General features: G+C 38.6%; 17 protein-coding genes. 12 read left to right on the top strand and 5 right to left on the bottom strand.

The features are described 5' to 3' along the window. Positions 1 to 68 precede the first annotated feature (68 nt). The 7 genes from asnB to MKY30_RS00735 all read left to right on the top strand — a co-directional run bounded on the left by asnB (position 69) and on the right by MKY30_RS00735 (position 7713). The gene (gene asnB, locus MKY30_RS00765; protein WP_341082538.1) at positions 69 to 1913 is read left to right on the top strand and encodes an asparagine synthase (glutamine-hydrolyzing); all 1845 of its coding nucleotides are present in this window, start codon (positions 69 to 71) and stop codon (positions 1911 to 1913) included. A gap of 288 nt (positions 1914 to 2201) precedes the next feature. Continuing rightward, positions 2202 to 3461 (top strand): M20/M25/M40 family metallo-hydrolase, encoded by a 1260-nt coding sequence (locus MKY30_RS00760; RefSeq protein WP_341082537.1) that lies wholly within the window; start codon positions 2202 to 2204, stop codon positions 3459 to 3461. Positions 3462 to 3496: 35 nt separating this feature from the next. After that, on the top strand, positions 3497 to 4288 hold the full coding sequence (locus MKY30_RS00755; protein ID WP_147210589.1) for a DUF3100 domain-containing protein: 792 nt from the start codon (positions 3497 to 3499) through the stop codon (positions 4286 to 4288). Then, the gene (locus tag MKY30_RS00750; protein WP_147210588.1) at positions 4285 to 4770 is read left to right on the top strand and encodes a DUF751 domain-containing protein; all 486 of its coding nucleotides are present in this window, start codon (positions 4285 to 4287) and stop codon (positions 4768 to 4770) included. The genes MKY30_RS00755 and MKY30_RS00750 overlap by 4 nt, the downstream gene beginning before the upstream one ends. 213 nt (positions 4771 to 4983) lie before the next feature. Next, the gene (locus MKY30_RS00745) at positions 4984 to 6594 is read left to right on the top strand and encodes a gamma-glutamyltransferase family protein (RefSeq protein ID WP_147210587.1); all 1611 of its coding nucleotides are present in this window, start codon (positions 4984 to 4986) and stop codon (positions 6592 to 6594) included. A 31-nt stretch (positions 6595 to 6625) separates the two neighbouring features. Then, positions 6626 to 7189 (top strand): chromate transporter, encoded by a 564-nt coding sequence (locus MKY30_RS00740; RefSeq protein ID WP_147210586.1) that lies wholly within the window; start codon positions 6626 to 6628, stop codon positions 7187 to 7189. Continuing rightward, positions 7186 to 7713 (top strand): chromate transporter, encoded by a 528-nt coding sequence (locus MKY30_RS00735; protein ID WP_341082535.1) that lies wholly within the window; start codon positions 7186 to 7188, stop codon positions 7711 to 7713. Before MKY30_RS00740 ends, MKY30_RS00735 begins: the two co-directional genes overlap by 4 nt. A gap of 149 nt (positions 7714 to 7862) precedes the next feature. On the opposite strand, the gene MKY30_RS00730 is transcribed toward MKY30_RS00735, so the two are convergent. The 3 genes from MKY30_RS00730 to MKY30_RS00720 are packed head-to-tail and all read right to left on the bottom strand — an operon-like array spanning position 7863 to position 8875. After that, the gene (locus MKY30_RS00730) at positions 7863 to 8201 is read right to left on the bottom strand and encodes a hypothetical protein (RefSeq protein ID WP_341082534.1); all 339 of its coding nucleotides are present in this window, start codon (positions 8199 to 8201) and stop codon (positions 7863 to 7865) included. 3 nt (positions 8202 to 8204) lie between these two features. Further along, positions 8205 to 8711 (bottom strand): macro domain-containing protein, encoded by a 507-nt coding sequence (locus MKY30_RS00725; protein ID WP_341082532.1) that lies wholly within the window; start codon positions 8709 to 8711, stop codon positions 8205 to 8207. Positions 8712 to 8734: 23 nt separating this feature from the next. Then, a complete protein-coding gene (locus MKY30_RS00720) occupies positions 8735 to 8875 on the bottom strand; it encodes a hypothetical protein (RefSeq protein ID WP_341082530.1) in 141 nt (46 codons plus the stop codon). Between the two features lie 585 nt (positions 8876 to 9460). On the opposite strand from MKY30_RS00720, the gene MKY30_RS00715 reads away from it, so the two are divergent. The 4 genes from MKY30_RS00715 to MKY30_RS00700 all read left to right on the top strand — a co-directional run bounded on the left by MKY30_RS00715 (position 9461) and on the right by MKY30_RS00700 (position 14771). Further along, on the top strand, positions 9461 to 10900 hold the full coding sequence (locus tag MKY30_RS00715) for a PTS mannitol transporter subunit IICB (protein ID WP_341082529.1): 1440 nt from the start codon (positions 9461 to 9463) through the stop codon (positions 10898 to 10900). 113 nt (positions 10901 to 11013) lie between these two features. Continuing rightward, complete coding sequence (locus MKY30_RS00710; RefSeq protein WP_341082528.1) at positions 11014 to 13113, top strand: BglG family transcription antiterminator; 2100 nt, start codon at positions 11014 to 11016, stop codon at positions 13111 to 13113. A 69-nt stretch (positions 13114 to 13182) separates the two neighbouring features. Beyond that, positions 13183 to 13623, top strand: a complete 441-nt coding sequence (locus tag MKY30_RS00705) for a PTS sugar transporter subunit IIA (RefSeq protein ID WP_341082527.1) — start codon at positions 13183 to 13185, stop codon at positions 13621 to 13623. Beyond that, the gene (locus MKY30_RS00700; protein ID WP_339282764.1) at positions 13623 to 14771 is read left to right on the top strand and encodes a mannitol-1-phosphate 5-dehydrogenase; all 1149 of its coding nucleotides are present in this window, start codon (positions 13623 to 13625) and stop codon (positions 14769 to 14771) included. Before MKY30_RS00705 ends, MKY30_RS00700 begins: the two co-directional genes overlap by 1 nt. Before the next feature lie 60 nt (positions 14772 to 14831). Here MKY30_RS00700 and MKY30_RS00695 read toward each other — a convergent pair whose 3' ends face one another. Together MKY30_RS00695 and MKY30_RS00690 are read right to left on the bottom strand one after the other, a co-directional pair. Beyond that, positions 14832 to 15617 (bottom strand): Cof-type HAD-IIB family hydrolase, encoded by a 786-nt coding sequence (locus tag MKY30_RS00695; RefSeq protein ID WP_147210581.1) that lies wholly within the window; start codon positions 15615 to 15617, stop codon positions 14832 to 14834. Between the two features lie 132 nt (positions 15618 to 15749). After that, positions 15750 to 17447: a M3 family oligoendopeptidase gene (locus MKY30_RS00690; protein ID WP_341082525.1), complete on the bottom strand. Its 1698-nt coding sequence runs from the start codon at positions 17445 to 17447 to the stop codon at positions 15750 to 15752. A 438-nt stretch (positions 17448 to 17885) separates the two neighbouring features. On the opposite strand from MKY30_RS00690, the gene MKY30_RS00685 reads away from it, so the two are divergent. Further along, positions 17886 to 19754 (top strand): GTP-binding protein, encoded by a 1869-nt coding sequence (locus tag MKY30_RS00685; protein ID WP_341082524.1) that lies wholly within the window; start codon positions 17886 to 17888, stop codon positions 19752 to 19754. Positions 19755 to 19826: the final 72 nt, after the last annotated feature.

Raw genomic sequence — 19826 nt, 5'->3', positions numbered from 1 at the left:
CACAAACACGCCCAAAAGAGCATAGGCTAATGAGGAGCTGGATAGGTTGCCAGAGAGGATGATGAGATTTGTGTGGAATTACTGGATTTATCAGCTGGGATAAACGGGCAAGTGACGAGCGGGAAATAATAGAAAAGATGACAAATACATTATCTTTGCGCGGTCCAGATGCAACGGGTTATTGGCTGGAAGGCCATGTTGGATTCGGGCATAAACGTCTTTCTGTTATAGATTTAGAAGGCGGGAAGCAGCCAATGCTGAAAGAAACGGAACATAAGAAATACGTTATCTGTTATAATGGAGAGCTTTATAATACAGAGGAATTGCGTAAAAGCTTAATGCAGCGAGGTTATACATTTACTACATCCTCAGATACAGAGGTGCTTCTAACAAGTTATATGGAGTGGAAGGAAGACTGTGTTGATCATTTAAATGGTATTTTTGCATTTGCTATTTGGGATGATGCGTCAGAGAAGCTGTTTATTGCACGAGATCGCTTAGGAGTAAAGCCGCTTTTTTATAGTGAAAAGGGGAAAACATTTGTGTTTGGATCTGAAATCAAGGCACTCCTGGCTCATCCGCAGATAACAAGCCATATTGACCGGACCGGCCTTTCTGAGATTTTTGGTCTGGGACCATCAAGAACACCTGGGCATGGACTATTTAAGGATGTCGATGAGTTAAGAGCCGGACATGCGATGACAGTGACAAAAGCAGGGTTAAGGGTCTGGCGGTACTGGAATCTAGTAAGTAAAGAGCATAAAGATTCTCTGGAGGAGACAGCAGAAAAAGTACGGACACTGTTTATTGATTCGATAGAGAGACAGCTGGTATCAGATGTTCCTGTATCTACCTTTCTATCAGGTGGTTTAGATTCCAGTGCTATTACAGCAATAGCCGCAAACCATTACAGAGACAACGATCTAGGCGCTTTACCTACCTTCTCGCTGGATTATCAAGGAAATAAGTCGTATTTTCAAGTGAGTAAATTTCAACCCTCCAGTGACCAAGAATGGATTGAGAAAATGGTGGAGGCCTTCTCAACGGACCATCATGAAGAAATTATTACAGGAGTAGAGCTTGCTTCTTTATTGAGGGAAGCGGTAGAGGTAAGAGACCAGCCAGGTCAGGCAGATATTGATTCTTCTTTACTCTGGCTTTGTAGGAATATAAAAAAACATACAACAGTGGCATTGTCAGGAGAATGTGCAGATGAAATATTCGGCGGCTATCCCTGGTTCCATGATCCGGAAGCGGCTGGTGACAGCTTTCCATGGATACGCTCTTTAGATGGAAGAATTGATTTACTGCATGATGATTGGCAAAGTAAATTAAAGATTGAGGATTATGTGCGGGAAAGATATCAGGCAACGATAGCGGAAACACCTCGTCTGGATGGAGAAAGCAATGTTGATGCGAAGCGGAGAGAATTGTTTTATTTAAATATACAATGGTTTATGTCCCAGCTGTTGGATAGAAAAGATCGAATGAGCATGGGAGCAGGGCTGGAGGTACGTGTTCCGTATGCTGATCATCATCTTGTTGAGTATGTTTGGAATATTCCATGGGAAATGAAGATGGCGAATGGCAGGGAGAAGGGTATTTTGCGGAAGGCGATGGAAGGGATTTTGCCGCAGGAGGTGCTTTACCGGAAGAAGAGCCCTTATCCAAGAACCTTCCAACCGGAATATACAGAGCAGGTATCTCAATGGATGCGGAAAATCTTAACAGATTCAGAAGCAAGAATTTTTGAATTTTTGAAGAAAGATAAAGTAGAAAAAATTGTGGAGAGCGCCGGGAAAGAGTTTAAAGATCCATGGTATGGTCAGTTGATGCGAGGTCCGCAATTAATCGCCCATCTCTGCCAGATTGATTATTGGCTGAGGAAATATGATATAGAGGTTAGTGAGTAGAGTAACTGTTTCAAAACAGATGAAATAGAGTAATAAAGGAAGCGTATGATGTCAAGGGGAATTTATATCTTGATATCATACTTTTTTGCTTTAAGTCCTGATGTGGTATTTTCCTAGGCTGCGATAATTCAACTTGTGAAATGCGTTATAGCAGCAGCTATTATATTTAATTTAGCAAATATCTAAAAACTTAGAAAAAGCTGTATTGACGTGAAATTTGTCGAATGGTAAGATATTATCATGCTTTAACACTTTAATAGGTTGAAAAAGGAGCGTTCAGAATCCATTATGTTTTTTAAGGAGCAGTATCAGCAGATAAAAGACTTTGCGGAGGATATTTATCATCATCCAGAGCTGGGCTATAAAGAGCAGCGGACAAAAGAAAATGTTATCCGCTTTTTGAAGGAAGTTAATCCAGATGTTGAGATGGAGCATTTTAGTACTACAGGCTTCAAGACCACATTAGGTCCAGAAGATGGGGATACACATATTGCGTTTATTGCCGAGCTGGATGCAGTGTATGCTCCATCGCATATGTACGCAGATAAAGAAACAGGGGCGGCACATAATTGCGGACATTATACGCAGTTGGCAATTGCACTTGCTGTTTACCGTTATTATGTGAAAACGAATGCCAGCCAAAATTGGAAGAATAGAATAACCTTTGTCTTTGTCCCGGCGGAAGAATATTTAGATCTAGCTTATCGTGATGGCTTAATTGAACAGGGAACGATCACCCACTACGGCGGGAAGCCAGAAGCGATGAAGCTTGGTTTGTTTGATGATATTGATTTAGCTGTTTGTGTCCATGCCATTGGCGGTGAATTTGATAATAGAACAGTGAATGTGAATTGTGATTTAGCCGGTTTCCTTTATAAGAAGTATACCTTTAAAGGTAAAGCGACACATGCCGGGTTTGATCCATTTTCCAGCAAGAATGCATACAGCATGTCAACGGTTTTTAATACAGCAGTTGGTTTAATGAGACAGCAGCTGGATGAGAAGGAGCATGTGCGTATTAATCCGATTGTGATGGGATCGGATATGTCTACCAATGTTATTCCAAATGAAATTACGGTTGGAACAGATCTCCGGACCAAAACAGTCGATTATTTAAAAGAAGCAGCAGCAAAGCTGGATGATGCAGCTAGAGGAAGTGCCATTGCTTTACAAGGAGAAGTAGCAGCACATACGCAAATGGGATACCTGCCTTTTATCCAGGACAGATATCTATCAAGCTTCGTACAAGCTGTTTTTAAAGACTTTTCAGAAATTGACGAAATCGATGATGATAGTTTTATTAGCGCAGCTGGAGATATTGGTGATTTGTCCTATATGATTCCATGTATTCAAATTGGCTACAGCGGCTTTACTGGAACAATTCATGGTGATGATTTTATTGATGTAGATCCTGAATTTATCTATCGTATCTTTCCGGAATTTGTTGCGGAAGTATTAGAAAATATAGATAAAAATGTAGATAAGGAAAAATTGTACAAGCGTTCTTATTCGGAATATCTTTCTGTCATTAACCAGATTGTTGATTAAACCAACTAATTACATTTAGGAATTGAGGAATATATATGGTTAAAAACTTTGTTTATTTTTTAGTTTTTGTATTGGCGGTAATTGCAGCAGCTGAATTGATTGGGATTCAGACCTTTTCGATAGGATCCATGAATATTTCCATGCTGCCGTTAGTATTTGCAATTGCGATTGCTATGATTCTTGCTTTGCCGTTCTTAAGGAAAGGTATTCTCAAAAAGATTTATAGTAAGAAGAATGTTGATTTCGCCAGTAAATACTTAATTTTTATTATGCTGCCATTAATGGCCAGATATGGATCAGATGTGGCACCGCAGATTCGGGAAATTCTGCAGGTTGGCTGGGTGTTTATCATTCAGGAAATTGGTAACCTTGGTACTGTTCTTATCGGACTGCCGATAGCAATATTAATCGGTCTGCGCCGTGAAGCAATCGGGGCAACATTAGGAATAGGAAGAGAAGGAGAGCTCGCTTATATTTCAGAAAAATATACACTGGAATCTCCTGAAGGGCGGGGAGTTATCTCGCTCTATGTTATCGGTACGTTGTTTGGAACGATGTTCTTTAGTATTTTTGCACCTATTTTACTAGATTTCGGGTTTCGGGTCGAAGCACTGGCGATGGCATCCGGGGTAGGGTCTGGAAGTATGATGAGTGCTGCATCTGCAACATTGGTTGCGAGAGTTCCAGAAATGGAGAGTACGATTTTAGCCTATGCTTCAGCCAGTCAGCTATTAACGAGTTTTATCGGGACATTTACCATGGTATTTCTCGCAGCACCATTACAGCAGTTTATGTATAAGTTTTTAGTTAGAGGTGACAAAAAATGAGCCCGACAATGCGCCGTTATGTCCGTTATGCTTTAGTACTGTTATTAAGTGTAGCATTAATTTTATTCGCACAAGAAATTAAGCTGATCAAGAATCCAGACTCTACACCAATTACATCAATGACCTTCGTTGGTTTAGGCATCCTTTGGTTATTTTCATTTATCGGTGTTATTATTGCCGATTTAATGAAATTGGTTCCTATTAAGGTCATTCGTGATTTCCCGATTTTAGGCTGGGTATCCATCACTTCTTTAAGTCTGTGTCTGGTCTCAGACTTTTTTGTCGAAGCAATTCAGGCTGTCGATTTTCTGGCAATTACAACACCGATTTTGACCGTTGCCGGAATTTCTGTAGCGAATCGCCTTGTTGATTTGCGGAAAACATCCTGGAAAGTCGCGATTGTAGCTGTATTTGTTTTTGCAGGTACTTATGTGTGCAGTGCTTTATTAGCACAGCTTGGACTTTTCCTCGCAGGTAATTAGAGTATTCCAAAAGACTTTTCCTATTAAAAAGGTAGGGAGGGTCTTTTTTTATATAATTAATAGAAGAAATGTACAGTCTGGCAAGAACACATACAGATTCAAGAACAAATATGATAGACTATAAGGATACTAGAGTAAAACATATTCCATGTTTATTTGACGGAATATACTGTTTTTCCGCAAAAAATAAAATACCTCTGAAAGGATGAGCAGATGGAGCATATACATAATAAATTTAATCCTTATGCAATTGCAAGAGAATCTGTATACGCAAGAAAAGGAATGGTGGCTACAACACAGCCTTTGGCGGCAGAAGCAGGTTTGGAAATTCTGAAAAAGGGAGGAAATGCCATTGACGCTGCTATTGCGACAGCTGCTTCTTTAACAGTTGTAGAGCCCACTTCAAACGGAATTGGCGGAGATGCCTTTGCACTTGTATGGACAAAAGGGAAATTACATGGATTAAATGGCAGCGGAAGATCCCCGGAGAGTATTTCTATAGAAGCAGTAAAAGAAAAAGGACATGATGCAATTCCAAAATTCGGATGGATTCCTGTTACGGTTCCTGGTATACCAAAAGCATGGGCTGAATTATCCGAACGTTTCGGCAAGTTATCATTAAAAGAAACACTGCAGCCGGCTATTCGTTATGCCCGTGAAGGATTTCCGGTTTCACCGATACTGGCCCGCTTTTGGAAAAGGGCATATCAGATGTATAAAAAGGAAGAAGGACATGATTTTACAGCCTGGTTTGAAACCTTTGCTCCAAATGGCAGACCTCCAAAAGTAGGAGAGATCTGGAAATCAGCCGACCATGCGGCAACGCTGGAAGAAATTGCAGAAACCGGTGCAAGGTCATTTTATGAAGGAGAGCTGGCTGAAAAAATAGCACAAGCTTCTAAAGAAGCGGGTGGATTTTTAACGAAGTCAGATTTAGAAAAATGCGAAACAGAATGGGTGGAGCCGATAAAAGTAAATTACCGTGGCTATGATATATGGGAGATTCCTCCAAATGGGCAGGGGATTATTGCGCTGGAGGCATTGAATATTTTACAAGGATTTGAATTTACAACAAAAGAATCAGTAGATACATATCATAAGCAAATGGAAGCGATCAAGCTGGCCTTTGAAGATGGGAAGCAGCATATTACTGAGGAAGCGAAGATGCGTTATACAACAAAGCAGCTGTTGAGCGGGCAATATACAGCTCAGAGAAGAGCGCTTATTGGTGAAGAAGCGATTCTTCCTGAAGCGGGCGAGCCTTCAGGCAGTGGAACAGTCTATTTAGCCACAGCGGATGAGGAAGGAAATATGGTCTCCTTTATCCAAAGTAATTATATGGGCTTCGGTTCAGGCATTGTTGTTCCCGGTACAGGCATTGCCATGCAAAATCGAGGCTTTGATTTCTCGATGGATGAGAATCATGTCAATGTACTGGCAGGAGGTAAAAAAACGTATCATACGATTATTCCCGGCTTCGTTACAAAGAATAATGAAGGGGTTGGTCCATTTGGTGTGATGGGAGGATTTATGCAGCCGCAGGGTCATATGCAGGTTATTATGAATACCATCGATTTTGGACTTCATCCGCAAGCCGCTTTAGATGCACCAAGATGGCAATGGATGAAGGAGAAAAAGATAGAGGTTGAGAACCGGTTTTCATATACAATTGCTCAAGAATTGCGGCAAAAAGGGCATGATATCCAAATACAGCTGGAGCCGAACAGCTTTGGACGCGGACAAATTATCTGGCGTGATCCGAAAACAGGCGTGCTTGCCGGAGGGACAGAGTCACGGGCAGATGGTCATATTGCTGTATGGTAGATGAAAAAAGATGTAGAGAAGGGTTATATTCATGAAAAAGCAATGGGATATTTTTATTGCATTCTTCCGGGTGGGAATGCTGGGCTTCGGTGGCGGACCTGCCTCCATTCCATTAATGCGGAAGGAAGCTGTAGAAAAATATAAATGGATGGATGAGGACGAATTTATTGATATGCTGTCGATCAGCAATACTTTGCCGGGGCCAATAGCTACAAAACTGGCAGGCTATATCGGTTATCGCGTATCAGGCTGGATTGGTATGCTGAATGCGTTAATTGCTTCTGTTATTCCAACCGTTTTATTGATTATAATTTTATTAAGAACCTTATCGGAGGTTCGTGAATTTGATTGGGTCAAAGGTATGACAGCTGCTGTTGTGGCTGTTGTCGGTATGATGATGGCAGTCCTTACCTGGCAATTTTTATATAAAGCCGGGAAGGGACTGGGCTGGTTGACTGCTTCAATTATGCTTGCTGTTATTTTTATTGTTTTAAATATCCTGCATATTCATCCGGGAATCGTGATTGGCATTCTCTTAATTATTGCATTTGCTCTTCCAGTAAAGAAGAAAGAGGAGGAGGGTGAACGCTCATGATTTTTTGGGATATTTTTGTTGCCTTCTTTCTTCCTGGTATTCTTGGATATGGTGGCGGACCAGCGTCTATATCCTTAGTAGAGAATGAAGTTGTACGTAATTATGGATGGATGTCTGTGCAGGAGTTTGGGGAAGTACTGGCATTTGCTAATTCCTTACCGGGACCAATTGCGACGAAAATGGCAGGATATGTCGGTTATGAACTGGGCGGTGTGCTGGGTTCCTTTATCGGAATTTTTGCTACGGTTGCTCCTTCTTTAATTTTAATGATTGTACTAGGAGGAATTTTACTTAAATATAAAAAGTCCAAACGTGTGCATAGACTGACTGTGTTTGTACAGCCTGTCATTGCTGTACTGCTGGGAGTGATTGCCTGGAATTTTTGGACGGAAGCGTATGTGAGTATTGGCTTATTGCAGACTGCAATAATTGTTCTGTTCAGTTTTTACCTGATAGAGGTCAAGCAGGTGCATCCGGCCTTTGTTATTGGTGGAGCAATGCTGTACGGAGGATTTTTTCTATGAAAGGATGTTAGGATATAATAAAAATATTGAAAATGTCTTATTGTAGAATTTTTTAAAATAAAAAGGCATGATCCCAGTTTTTATCTGAGTTCATGCCTAAAGATTCGATTAACTTTGAAAAATTTCTTAGAATTAATTATATTTTAAAATCAACAATATATTTTTATATGCTCCACTGCAACTTTGATGTGATCTTCACTGAATAGTTTTTTCTTACGTTGGTTCCAATTGTGGACAAATTTAACTATTTTATCAGGATCACTTGAAAGTTCAGGATGTTCGTTGACTGCCCAATGTACACTTGCTAATAATTCCATTCCATAAGGAGTTTCAAAACCACTAATTAATTTTTTTACTTTCTCTAATGTTTTTAATGCATCAGTATCTGAATTTAAAAAATCAAATGCTTGTTGACTCGCATTATTAATCAAGTAAATTTGAGCATTTTTACTTCTGTCCCCATAACCTCTTATATAATGGCCTTCCATTCTCTACAAGACATGATTTAGGTTTTCTGCATATGGACCATAGTAATATTTTACATAATTTAATCGAAGTGGTTCACCAAGCGCTTGCAAAAAATATCCGATTTTTTGAATCTCTAACAGTGATAATTTGTAGCCAGGAACAGTGTATTCCTTCATAGCGGCTAAAAAAAGAGCTCTTGATTTTGTCATTTTAGGTTTGGACGTACCAATCTTCATTTGATCAGGTTGTGGAGGGCTACCGGGCTCATAGATTTGAATTTGAACATCATCTAAATCTTTGAATTTTAATTCAATTAATGGTCTGATATCCTCCCATTTTAATCCTCCATTACCACAACCTAAAGGAGGAATGGCAATAGATTTTAAATCTAGACGTTCTATTTCTTTTTTTAAATCCATTAATCCGATTTTAATATCATCTAACCTTGATTTATTTCGCCAATGTCTTTTCGTTGGAAAATTAATAATATATTTTGGGTTCTTAAGTGAATTTACTGGTACAATAAACATTTTTCCGGGTGAAATCTCGTTTTTCAGGCTTTTTTGTACTCTTTAAAATTGGCAGGGAATGCTTGCTTGAACTGAAGAGCTATTCCTTTACCCATCACACCAACTGTATTTACTAATGCTTCAACATCAGCGGATAATAGATTACCTGTAGTATAAAGTAGCAATGTTCACGCCCCCTTAATAATACCAATCTTTTCTTACTTTAACCGGCAACTCGATTTTAAATTGGTTAAGATATGGCTTGGCTGGCTGTTTGTCTTGAATATTTCACCTGGCAAAGCAACGGTACTCACTACAACCTGCTATGTTCATTTTTTTAAAATTTTTCTTCAATTATATTATAACAACGGAACTTATGTTCGTCAATATAAAAAGTCGATTACGCTCTCACATACTTATTGGGGTTCATCCTGTACATTCCTTGAGGTTGGGAGTCTTCTCGCCTCATTATGATAGAAAGTGACATTTAGATAAAAAAAGTCAATTTTTTCTTTATCTAATACATCTCTATTTTATTAGAAATTAATTGATTTAACTTGTATTTTAAATATTTATTTATATGAAATAATCGAGTGTAGAATAACATTAAAACAGCTTTTTGCTTCCTGCCGGAAAAGATTCTAAAAAGCTAATAGTATTTTGGCAACAAGCACGTGACAAAGTTGCATTTTGATTAGGTTGTTTTCCCTATATAGCAGAGAATAAAATAAGGATAAGAACACAATCAAAAAATGAAAGGGGTTAACAACATGTCAACTCAAAACAACGGTATGCGTGCAAAGGTACAAAAGTTTGGCAGCAACCTCAGCGGAATGGTTATGCCAAATATCGGCGCATTTATTGCGTGGGGACTTATTACTGCATTATTTATTCCAGATGGCTGGATTCCAAATGAAAGCATGGCGGCGCTGGTTGATCCAATGATTTATTATTTATTACCATTGCTTATTGGCTTTGCAGGTGGAAGAATTGTTTATGGCATCCGTGGTGGAGTAGTTGGTGCGACAGCAACAATGGGGGTTATTGTGGGGGCACCAGACCAGCCGATGTTCCTTGGAGCAATGATAATGGGACCGCTGGCCGGTTATCTGATGAAGAAAATTGATGATTTATTCCAGGCGAAAATTCGTCAGGGCTTTGAAATGTTATATAATAATTTCTCAGCCGGGATTTTAGCTGCTATTCTTGCTATGATAGCTGTAGCAGGAATTGGACCATTAGTATCTGGCTTGACAAATGCTTTAGCAAAAGGCGTCGAGGCTATTGTGAACGCAGGTTTACTGCCATTAACCAGTATCATTTTAGAGCCTGCCAAGACACTGTTTTTAAATAATGCCATTAACCATGGTATACTGACGCCGCTGGGTACAGAACAGTCATTAGAAACAGGGAAATCTATTCTGTTCCTTCTTGAAGCAAACCCTGGACCGGGGCTGGGAATTTTACTTGCTTTTGCTTTCTTTGGAAAAGGCGTATCAAAGGCATCTGCACCAGGAGCAGCAATTATTCAATTCTTAGGCGGTATTCATGAAATTTATTTCCCTTACATCTTAATGAAGCCTACATTGATTATTGCAGCCATTTTCGGTGGTATGTCAGGTATATTTACACTTCAGTTATTTGATGCAGGATTGAGAGCTGCTGCTTCACCAGGAAGTATTTTCGCAGTTATAGCAATGACGCCAGGTAATCTGAACAGCTATATAGGGGTAATCTTAAGTGTCCTGATAGCAGCTGCAGTTTCCTTTGCCATTGCGTCCTTTATCCTGAAGACCTCCAAAGGCGGAGAAGAGGACCTTACTGCTTCCACTGAAAAAATGGAAGCTATGAAAGGGAAGAAGAGCAGTGTCAGCAGTTCATTGACAGGGGATAAAGAAGAGGATAATGGAGAAACTCCTGTTAAGGAGACAGCAGAAGTGAACAAAATTATCTTTGCCTGTGATGCCGGCATGGGTTCCAGTGCAATGGGAGCTTCCCTGTTAAAGAATAAATTCAAGAAGAGCGGAATTGACATTGATGTAACGAATAAAGCAATTAATGAAATTCCGGAAGATGCTGATATTATTATTACACAAAAAACGCTGACAGACCGCGCTAAGGCAAAACGTCCGGACGCAGAGCATATCTCTGTAGATAATTTCTTAAACAGTCCGCGTTATGATGAACTGGTGGAGCGGTTAAAAGACTAATACATCTGAAACAGTTATAATATGATAATAGCCTTCTCTTTTCAAGTGTCATTTTGGTTGGACTTTTGACATCCTATAAGAGAGGGCTATTGGCAGAAGGGAGGTGAATGGGGATGTACCTTACCAGTCGTGAACGGAATATCCTCACCTTTTTATTAGCATCTGAAGAAGAAAAAACAGTAAAGCAAGTAGCTGATAAACTGAACGTCAGTACCAGAACCATTCACCGTGAGTTAAAGAGACTGGAAGATGTATTAGCAACGTATCAGCTGATATTTCATAAGAAATCAGGTTCAGGTATAACGATTTATGGGGACGTGCAAAAGAAGCAGCAGTTAAGAGATAAGGTTGCACAAATGGATGGAGTGGAATTATCCAAAGAGGAAAGACAGTCTATTTTATTAAATACGTTAATACAGGTCCATGAACCAATTAAATTATTTACTCTGTCCAGTGAATTAAATGTGACTATTGCAACCATTTCACAGGATTTGGACGATATGGAAGAGCGTATGAAAGCTTTTGACCTGAAGCTTGTCCGTAAAAAAGGATATGGCGTAGAGGTTCAGGGCAGTGAGGTAAAAAAACGGGCGATATTGAGTAATTTAATCTCCCGGCATATTGATTTATTTGAATTTGTAGAGAAAATAAAAACAAAAACAAAAGAAGAAAAAGCAAAGGGAGAAACAATTTCTGACCGTTTACTAGGTCTTGTTGATCCGAAGAAATTAGAAATAATAGAAGAACAGGTCCAGGAAATTGGCAGGGAGCTTCCTTATCATCTGGCTGACAGTGCTTATGTCGGACTTGTTGTTCATTTAGCACTAGCTATTGAAAGACTGCAAAAAGGCGATACCATACATTTCGATGAAGTGTATAAACAGGAGATTCAGGGTAAACAGGAGTATCAGATTGCTGCCAAGCTGATTGAGAGGCTTAGTGAAGCATTTTCAATAGATATCCCAGAGGATGAGATTGGCTATATTACGATGCATTTAATGGGGGCAAAGCTCAGAGAGAATCAGTCCTATCTGCTGGAAGAGACAAGCATAGACCTGGCACATCGGGCAAAAGAGCTTATCCGCAAGGTGGGAGAACAGCTGCATATTGATTTATCGGGAAATAACAGGTTTTTAAATGACTTAACAACACATTTAAAACCGGCTGTTTACCGCATCAAGCAGCAAATGAATATTCATAATCCAATGCTGGATGAGATTAAGCGGGATTATCTGGAGCTGTTTGAAGTAATTGAAGAATGTGTTACATCTGTTTTTCCGGATTTAAAGATTCCTGACGAAGAGATTGCTTATATTGTCTTGCATTTTGCAGCTACTCTTCTGCAGACAGAGCAGCATAAGGATGTCCGTGTGCTTGTTATCTGTTCTACAGGAATCGGTACTTCCAAAATGCTGGCCTCCAAATTGGAGCGTAAGTTTCCGGAAATAGAGATAGCGAAGCATCAATCTATTTTTGATTTGAATCAGGCAGAGCTTTTAGAATACGATGTTATTGTCTCAACCGTCCTTTTAGAAAATCTGGGTCAAAGCTATGTGCATATTTCACCGATGCTGACAGATAACGAGGCAGCAAAAGTAAAAACAGCTCTAAGAAAAGCCGCTTTAACAGGACGGCCGAAACCATCTGTTAAAACAAATAAGATTATGGAGGGGGATTTTCTAGTTAACCTCCAGGAAATGCATCGTTATTCTGATGTGATTTTACGCGTCTTAAATCAATTTAAATTATTCCATCTGAAGGATAATAACACACCCTTTTTAGAATTAATCTGTCATCAATTACAGCATTACAGTATCATCGATGATAAAGATGTGCTGCATGAAAAACTTATCAGGCGGGAAGCACAAGGCGGGCTTGGAATTCCTGATTCACAGCTTGCTTTATTCCATACCAGATCAAATACAGTCAATGGTCCCGGCTTCTTTATTTTTCAATTACCAAAAGAAATAGAGCTTTTAGGGATGGACGGGGTAAATATGAAAGTATCACGTATTTTAATGATGCTTGCGCCTGCTTCCACGCATAAAGAAGCATTAGATATATTAAGCTATCTCAGCGGATTAATTGTCCAGGATGATGACTATGTGCAGCTGCTCCAGGAAGCGGAAGAAAAGGAAATCAGCCAATTTTTAACAAACCAGTTTCAACTATTTATTCAGGAAAAATTTTATCATGCGGAAAACCGTTCATAAAACGGTAATTCAGATATGAAACAGTAAAAAAAGATACTACATCCAAGTTTTACAAAGGAGTGCATATCCATGGCAAAAGAAATTTTAAGCACAGAGAATATTGAATTAGGTGTACAAGTCTCGTCTAAGGAGGAAGCAGTTCGTTATGTCGGCGGTATTTTATTAAATAATGGCTATGTGAAAGAAAATTATATTGATAAAATGCTGGAGCGTGAAGAAATTGCAACGACCTTTATGGGGAATTCTCTAGCAATTCCGCACGGTACAGAAGATGCGAAAAAAGAAGTTATAGAAACAGGGCTTTCTGTTGTAACTGTTCCAGACGGTGTTGACTTTAGCGATGGAAATATTGTGAAGCTTTTGATCGGTATTGCTGGAAAAGGAGATGAGCATTTAGAAATCCTTTCGCAAATTGCTATTATTTGCTCGGAAGAAGAGAATGTAGAGAAATTGATACAAGCATCCTCCAAGGAGGAAATCATTACACTCCTTAATGAGGTGAATGAATAATGAAGGCAGTTCATTTTGGAGCCGGAAATATTGGCAGAGGCTTTATTGGGCTTTTACTGGATCAGTCCGGATATGATGTTACCTTTGTAGATGTTAATGATGAGGTAATCACAGCAATTAATCAGGATAAATCCTATCAGGTTCATTTTGCTGATGATACAAGTGAATCCAGTACTGTTCAGCATATCTCAGGTATAAATAGTATGAAAGATCCTAAAGCTGTGACGAATGCAATTATCGAAGCTGACATTGTCACAACAGCAGTCGGTCCGAATATCCTGCCAATTATCGCCAAGGCTATTGCAGAAGGGCTTGCTGAAAGAATAGATATCCAGCGGAAGCCGCTTGCGATTATTGCTTGTGAAAATATGATTGGCGGGAGTACGTTATTAAAGGAATATGTCTATCAGGAGATTGATGAAGTGGACAGGGAAGGCTTCGATGATTTATTTAGCTTCCCGGATGCTGCTGTAGATAGAATTGTACCGAATCAAACGAATGAGAATCTACTGGATGTTACGGTAGAACCCTATTTTGAATGGGTTGTAGAAAAAGCATTTATTCAAGGTGAATTGCCTGAAATTAAAGGAATTACCTATGTGGATGAACTCGGGCCATATATTGAGAGAAAACTGTTCACTGTAAATACCGGCCATGCGGCAACAGCCTATTTAGGGAGCTATCATGGGTATAAAACCATTTTTGAAGCTTTACAGGATGAAACGATTCTTGATATGTTAAATGGAGCTTTACAGGAATCTGGTCAGGCTTTAATAGAGGCGTACGGATTTGATGTAAAAACACATGAAGCTTATATTCAAAAAATCATCGGCAGATTCCAGAACCCGCACATTTCTGATGAGGTAAATCGAGTTGCTAGAGGGCCGCTTCGCAAGCTGGGCCCGAAAGACCGTTTTGTAAGACCGGCGAGCATGTATTTGGAGTTTACCTCTGCTGCTCCAAAATATCTGTCTAAAGCAATGGCAGCAGCTTTGCTATTTCATAATCCAGCAGATGAAGAAGCTGTCCAGCTTCAGAAAATGATTCAGGAAAAAGGGGTAAAGGCAGCTTTTACTGAGGTGAGCGGCTTAGAGCAGGATTATCCTATTACGCAGGCTGTTATATTAGAATATGAAAAAATGAACTGAGCATATGTATAAAAAAGATGGAAAAGCTGACAAAGCTTTTCCATCTTTTTTAAGTGTCTATTATTTCACCAGACCCAGCTTTTTCAAGCCATTAAAAATACCTGATTCTGTAACAGGTGTTGTTTGAAAATCTGCATATTCAACTAGTCTTGGATCTGCATTTCCCATTGCAATACCAGTGCCGACAAACTTGAGCATTTCTCTGTCATTCATCCCGTCTCCGAAAGCAATTACTTCAGAGGGAGAGATATCCAGGTGATTCAGCATTTGCGCAATAGCTACTCCTTTATTGACAGAGGCACGCAGTACATCATAAGATTCACTGGCATGCTCTACATTTACTTTAGTGAGATGAAAATCGTCTGTGACTTCAAAATCTTTTATCTGATCAGCAGAAACATTAATTGCGGAGGCAGAAATAATTTTATCAGCAACCTCTGCAGTGAATAGTTTATTTTGATACAGCTGGAATACTCTATTAAAACTCTCAACATGTGGACTTGTTAATGAAGTAAAGTAATTATTTTCTGTCGTGTAGAGGACAAGCTCGCTTTCACTCTGACCGGCAACGGATACCATTTTTTCAACATCTTCCTTATTCATTGGTGCGTTAAAAATAACATCTCCCTGGTAAAGGGCATAGGCGCCGTTATAGGTAATAGAGGATGTGATTCCAAAATCAGCAGTTAAATTTTGAATATCAACGAATGGTCTGCCTGTACATAAAAAAACTTCCAAACCTGCTTCTTTTACTTGTTGAATCGCTTCCAGAGTGGATGGTGCGTAGGTATGGTCGGGCTGCAAAATAGTTCCATCAATATCTAAAAAAAGTGCTCGATAGGTCATTATAATCTCCTTTTCATCTTAAAACTATGATTATTTTATCATAATGTTAAAGGAATGCCTAGTAGTCAGCGGTTAGTACTAATAAAAAAGTGAGATGCCGATTTTCATCAGCATCTCACCATATATTTACCATTACAATGCCTGATCATCAATGTTATCAAGCCAATCTTCAATGAATGAAACAGCATCTTCAACCGTTCCTTCTTCAAACGGAGATTTCAGATCAGCCGATTGAACAAGCTCTAAAAACGGCTTGGAACCGCCTAATTTACATAGGTCGATATAGTCCTGCCAAGCTTTTCCGCGATTTTCCTGTGATTTCTTTAAGAATTGAAATGCACAAACTTGAGCGAGTGTATAGTCAATATAATAAAATGGATCCTCATAGATATGCCCTTGCTTTTGCCAGAACGCTCCTGATTCTAAGCTTTCAATGCCATCATAATCCCGATGCGGCAGATATTTCTTTTCTAAATTACGCCAAGCCTGGTTACGTTCTTCTGGCGTCCAGTCAGGATTTTCGTATACGAGATGCTGAAACTCATCTACAGCAACACCGTATGGAAGAAACTGAATAGCATCAGATATATGCGCATATTTATACTTTTCTACTTCCTCTTTAAAGAAATTTTCCATCCATGGATATGCGAAGAATTCCATACTCATGGAGTGAATTTCAGCAGATTCACTTGTCGGGAAGTAATACTCCGGTACAGAAAAATGGCGGCTGGAATAAACTTGAAAAGCATGTCCCGCTTCATGTGTCAACACATCAATATCTCCGGACGTTCCATTGAAATTAGAGAAAATAAATGGAGACTGATAGTCTTCTATATAGGTGCAATAACCGCCACTTTCTTTGCCTTTCTTTGCCTCTAAATCAAGCAGCTCACGGTCCAGCATATACTGGAAGAATTCGCTGGTTTCTTCCGATAATTCATCATACATTTGCTTGCCGTTTTCGATAATCCATTCCGGTGTGCCCTTCGGAGTAGCATTGCCAGAGGAAAAAGCAAAGGATTCATCATAGAATTTCAGAGAATCTACACCAATTCGTTTTGCCTGTTTTTCATAAAGCTTTGTTGCAATTGGTACAATAACTTCTTCTACCTGCCTGCGGAAGCGCTTGACCATTTCAGCATTATAATCAATACGCTGCATACGAAGGTAGCCAACCTCGACAAAGTTTTTATAGTCCAGCTTCTCAGCTATTTGCTGGCGTGTTTTTACTAAATCATCATAGATTGAATCCAGCTTTTCTTTATTCTCAGCGAAAAAGCTTTGACGAGCCTCCAGTGCTTCTTTACGAGTTTCACGGTCTGGGTCCTCTGAAAAAGGTCCAAGCTGTGCCAATGTATAAGATTCCCCTCTGAAGTTAATATCTGCAGATGCAATCAATTTTGAGTAAGCAGATGTCAGCTTATTTTCTGCCTGCAGCAAAGGAATGATTTCTTTTGAGAAAGATTTGATTTGACATTCTGCGAGATCGAATAATTGTGAACCATATTTGTCCCGGAGCTGTCCTTCAAAAGGAGATTTCAGGAGCTCTTTATAAAAAGCTGTAGCTAGCTCCTGGATTTCCGGTAAATGTTCATCAAAAAAATCTCTTTCGTTGTGATAAAATTCATCACGTGTATCAATGGAAGCACGAATAAATACAAGATTATACATTGTTGAAAGATGATTTCTAATAGCATTAAGTTCATCAATAGCATTAATTGCTGCATCGAGGGAAGCGGCATTTTGAAACTGCTCCAGCTTTTGATAAAAATCCTCTTTTACTTTCGGAATATTCGGTCGTTCATAAGTATAATTTGCGAACGTTTGCATTTGTACTCCTCCTTATATTTATATTGAAGAAATAGAACATATCTTTTTAATTATACCTCTATTTGGAAAAAATGTATGCTTTTTTTAGATGAAAAGTGACAGCCTGAAGGAAAATACTAAATTCTATAATCAGCAAGAAAAAAATCTGTAACAGATAATAAAGTCTTATTGAATCTTATCTATTAATTTCTCCATTTCTTGAGCAAGGATTGACAGATGAAGAAAAATTCGGTAAAGTTGCTTTATCAATGAAAAGCGAGTGATCAGTATGCGGCGAGGTATTTCTTTATAAGTAAACTAAAAAAACATGGATTTTAATGTTTATTTGGTGTGCTTTTATAGAAATACTCTTGAACTCTGTGAAGAAGGACTGATCAAAGACTTCTATGGTATGACAAGAGTGTTTTTTTTGGCAAAACCATAGAAGTCTTTTTTTTTATGAAAAAAATTATTAATGTTGGAATTGTCGCCCATGTTGACGCCGGGAAGACATCTTTAACTGAATCAATATATAGTCTGGCACATCCAGATTATCAAAAAGGAAGCATTAAAAAGGAGAATATGCTGACCGACACATTAGATATAGAAAAAGAGCGCGGGATTACCATTAAAACCAATTCTATTTCCGTAGACTGGCAAGGTACAAAAATCAATATATTAGATATGCCCGGGCATATTGAATTTTTTGGAGAAGTCATTCGTTCTTTATCCGTTGTTGATATTGCTATTCTTTTGGTATCGAGTAATGATGTTTTACAGCCTCAAACAAGACGAATATTTGATGTTTTATCTGAAGCCGGTATTCCAGCAGTTATTTTTGTGAATAAAGTAGATTTATTAACAGCGAATTCTAAAGAGTTAATAAAAGAGATGTCTGAAAAGCTTTCTGATCGGCTAGTAGAAATGGACAAAATAGAAGAAATAGAAACGAAAGAAAGAATAATTGAGAACAGTGAATCTTTGTTGGCGCAATATCTTGCTGATCATAAAATAAAAACGGATAGGATAGCTGAAGCGTTGAGGCATCAATTTCTTGAGCGTAACATGTACCCTGTATTTAAAGGATCTGCCATTAAAAATTTGGGCGTAAGAGGGTTACTCGACTTTCTCACTGAGGCGTCTTCTGTCATGAATAAAGCAAGTGATGTACAGTCTGCTGTCGTTTATAAAGTAGAATTTGTTAGAGGGCGGAAACAGACCTACTTGAATTTACTTTCTGGAGAGCTGTCCCGGGGAGAATATGTAAAAATAAACGAAGAGATGAAGTTAAAAATTAATAACTTATTGTGTTTAAAGGACAATCAATTTGTAGAGGCAGCAAAGGTAAATAGCGGAGACATTTTTATGCTGCCAGATGTAGAGGACCTTGAAATTGGAGATTTTATAAATACTTTGGAAGAAAAAACGATTCCAGTTCAGTTACCGACTTTAAAAACAACTTTTCATATTGGGAAGCACGAACGTTTTATTTTATTAAACCTTTTAAGTAACCTTTGTTTAGAAGATCCGTTATTAAATTTGCAAATTGAATCAAAGACAAATGAAATCAGTATGATGACCTATGGCACGGTTCAACAAGAATTCATTGAAGATACCTTAAGACAAATGTATCCTTTTGAAACATTGTCTTTATCCTTACCACAAGTATTATATAAGGAAAAGGTGAAAAAAATGGGGTGGGCACGAATTGAAATAGAGGAGCCCATTAATTCATATTGGGCGGAAATCATGCTGAAAGTGGAGGGAAATGAAGGCTTAGGTATACGGTATAAAAGTTTAGTAACTACAGGTTATCTAAAACAATCTTTTCAGCGGGCAATTGAACAAGGTATTAATCAAGGAATAGAGATGGGATTATACGGCAGGGCTTTAATCGATATAGATATTACATTGGAAGATGCTTTATTCTACAGTCCTGTAAGCACACCATCTGATTTCCGGAAGTTAGCCCCTTATGTTCTCTATAAAGCTTTATTGGAGGCAGGGACCACCATAATGGAACCCAATATTTCATTTGAATTGTTTGTTCCAACAATTTTTTTGGGGAAAGCGGTTAGTGAAATAGGACGGGAAGATGCAGAAATTCAAGACATTAAAGAATTAAAAGATGAATCCGTTATTAAAGGAGAAATGAATCAGTCCAACTTTTTAAAATTAGAAAGCCATATGGATGAATTATTTAGTGGAAAAGGATATTTGAAATATCAAGTAAGCGGATATCGGCCAACGATGGAAAAATCCGTATACCAGCAGATTGAAGTAGATCAAATGAAAGCACTGCTGTTAAAAGAGAATAAAAAATTGTAAGCAGTTAATGTACAGTATAAAGGTATTTTATTGAAAGGAAGTACTCTGTAAACACGGGTACTTCTTTTCTAT

The organism is Oceanobacillus sp. FSL W8-0428 (assembly GCF_038004405.1).
Classification (GTDB): Bacteria; Bacillota; Bacilli; order Bacillales; family Amphibacillaceae; genus Oceanobacillus; species Oceanobacillus sojae.
Note: the sequence above shows the minus strand (reverse complement) of the source record. Positions and strands in the feature narration are given on the sequence as shown.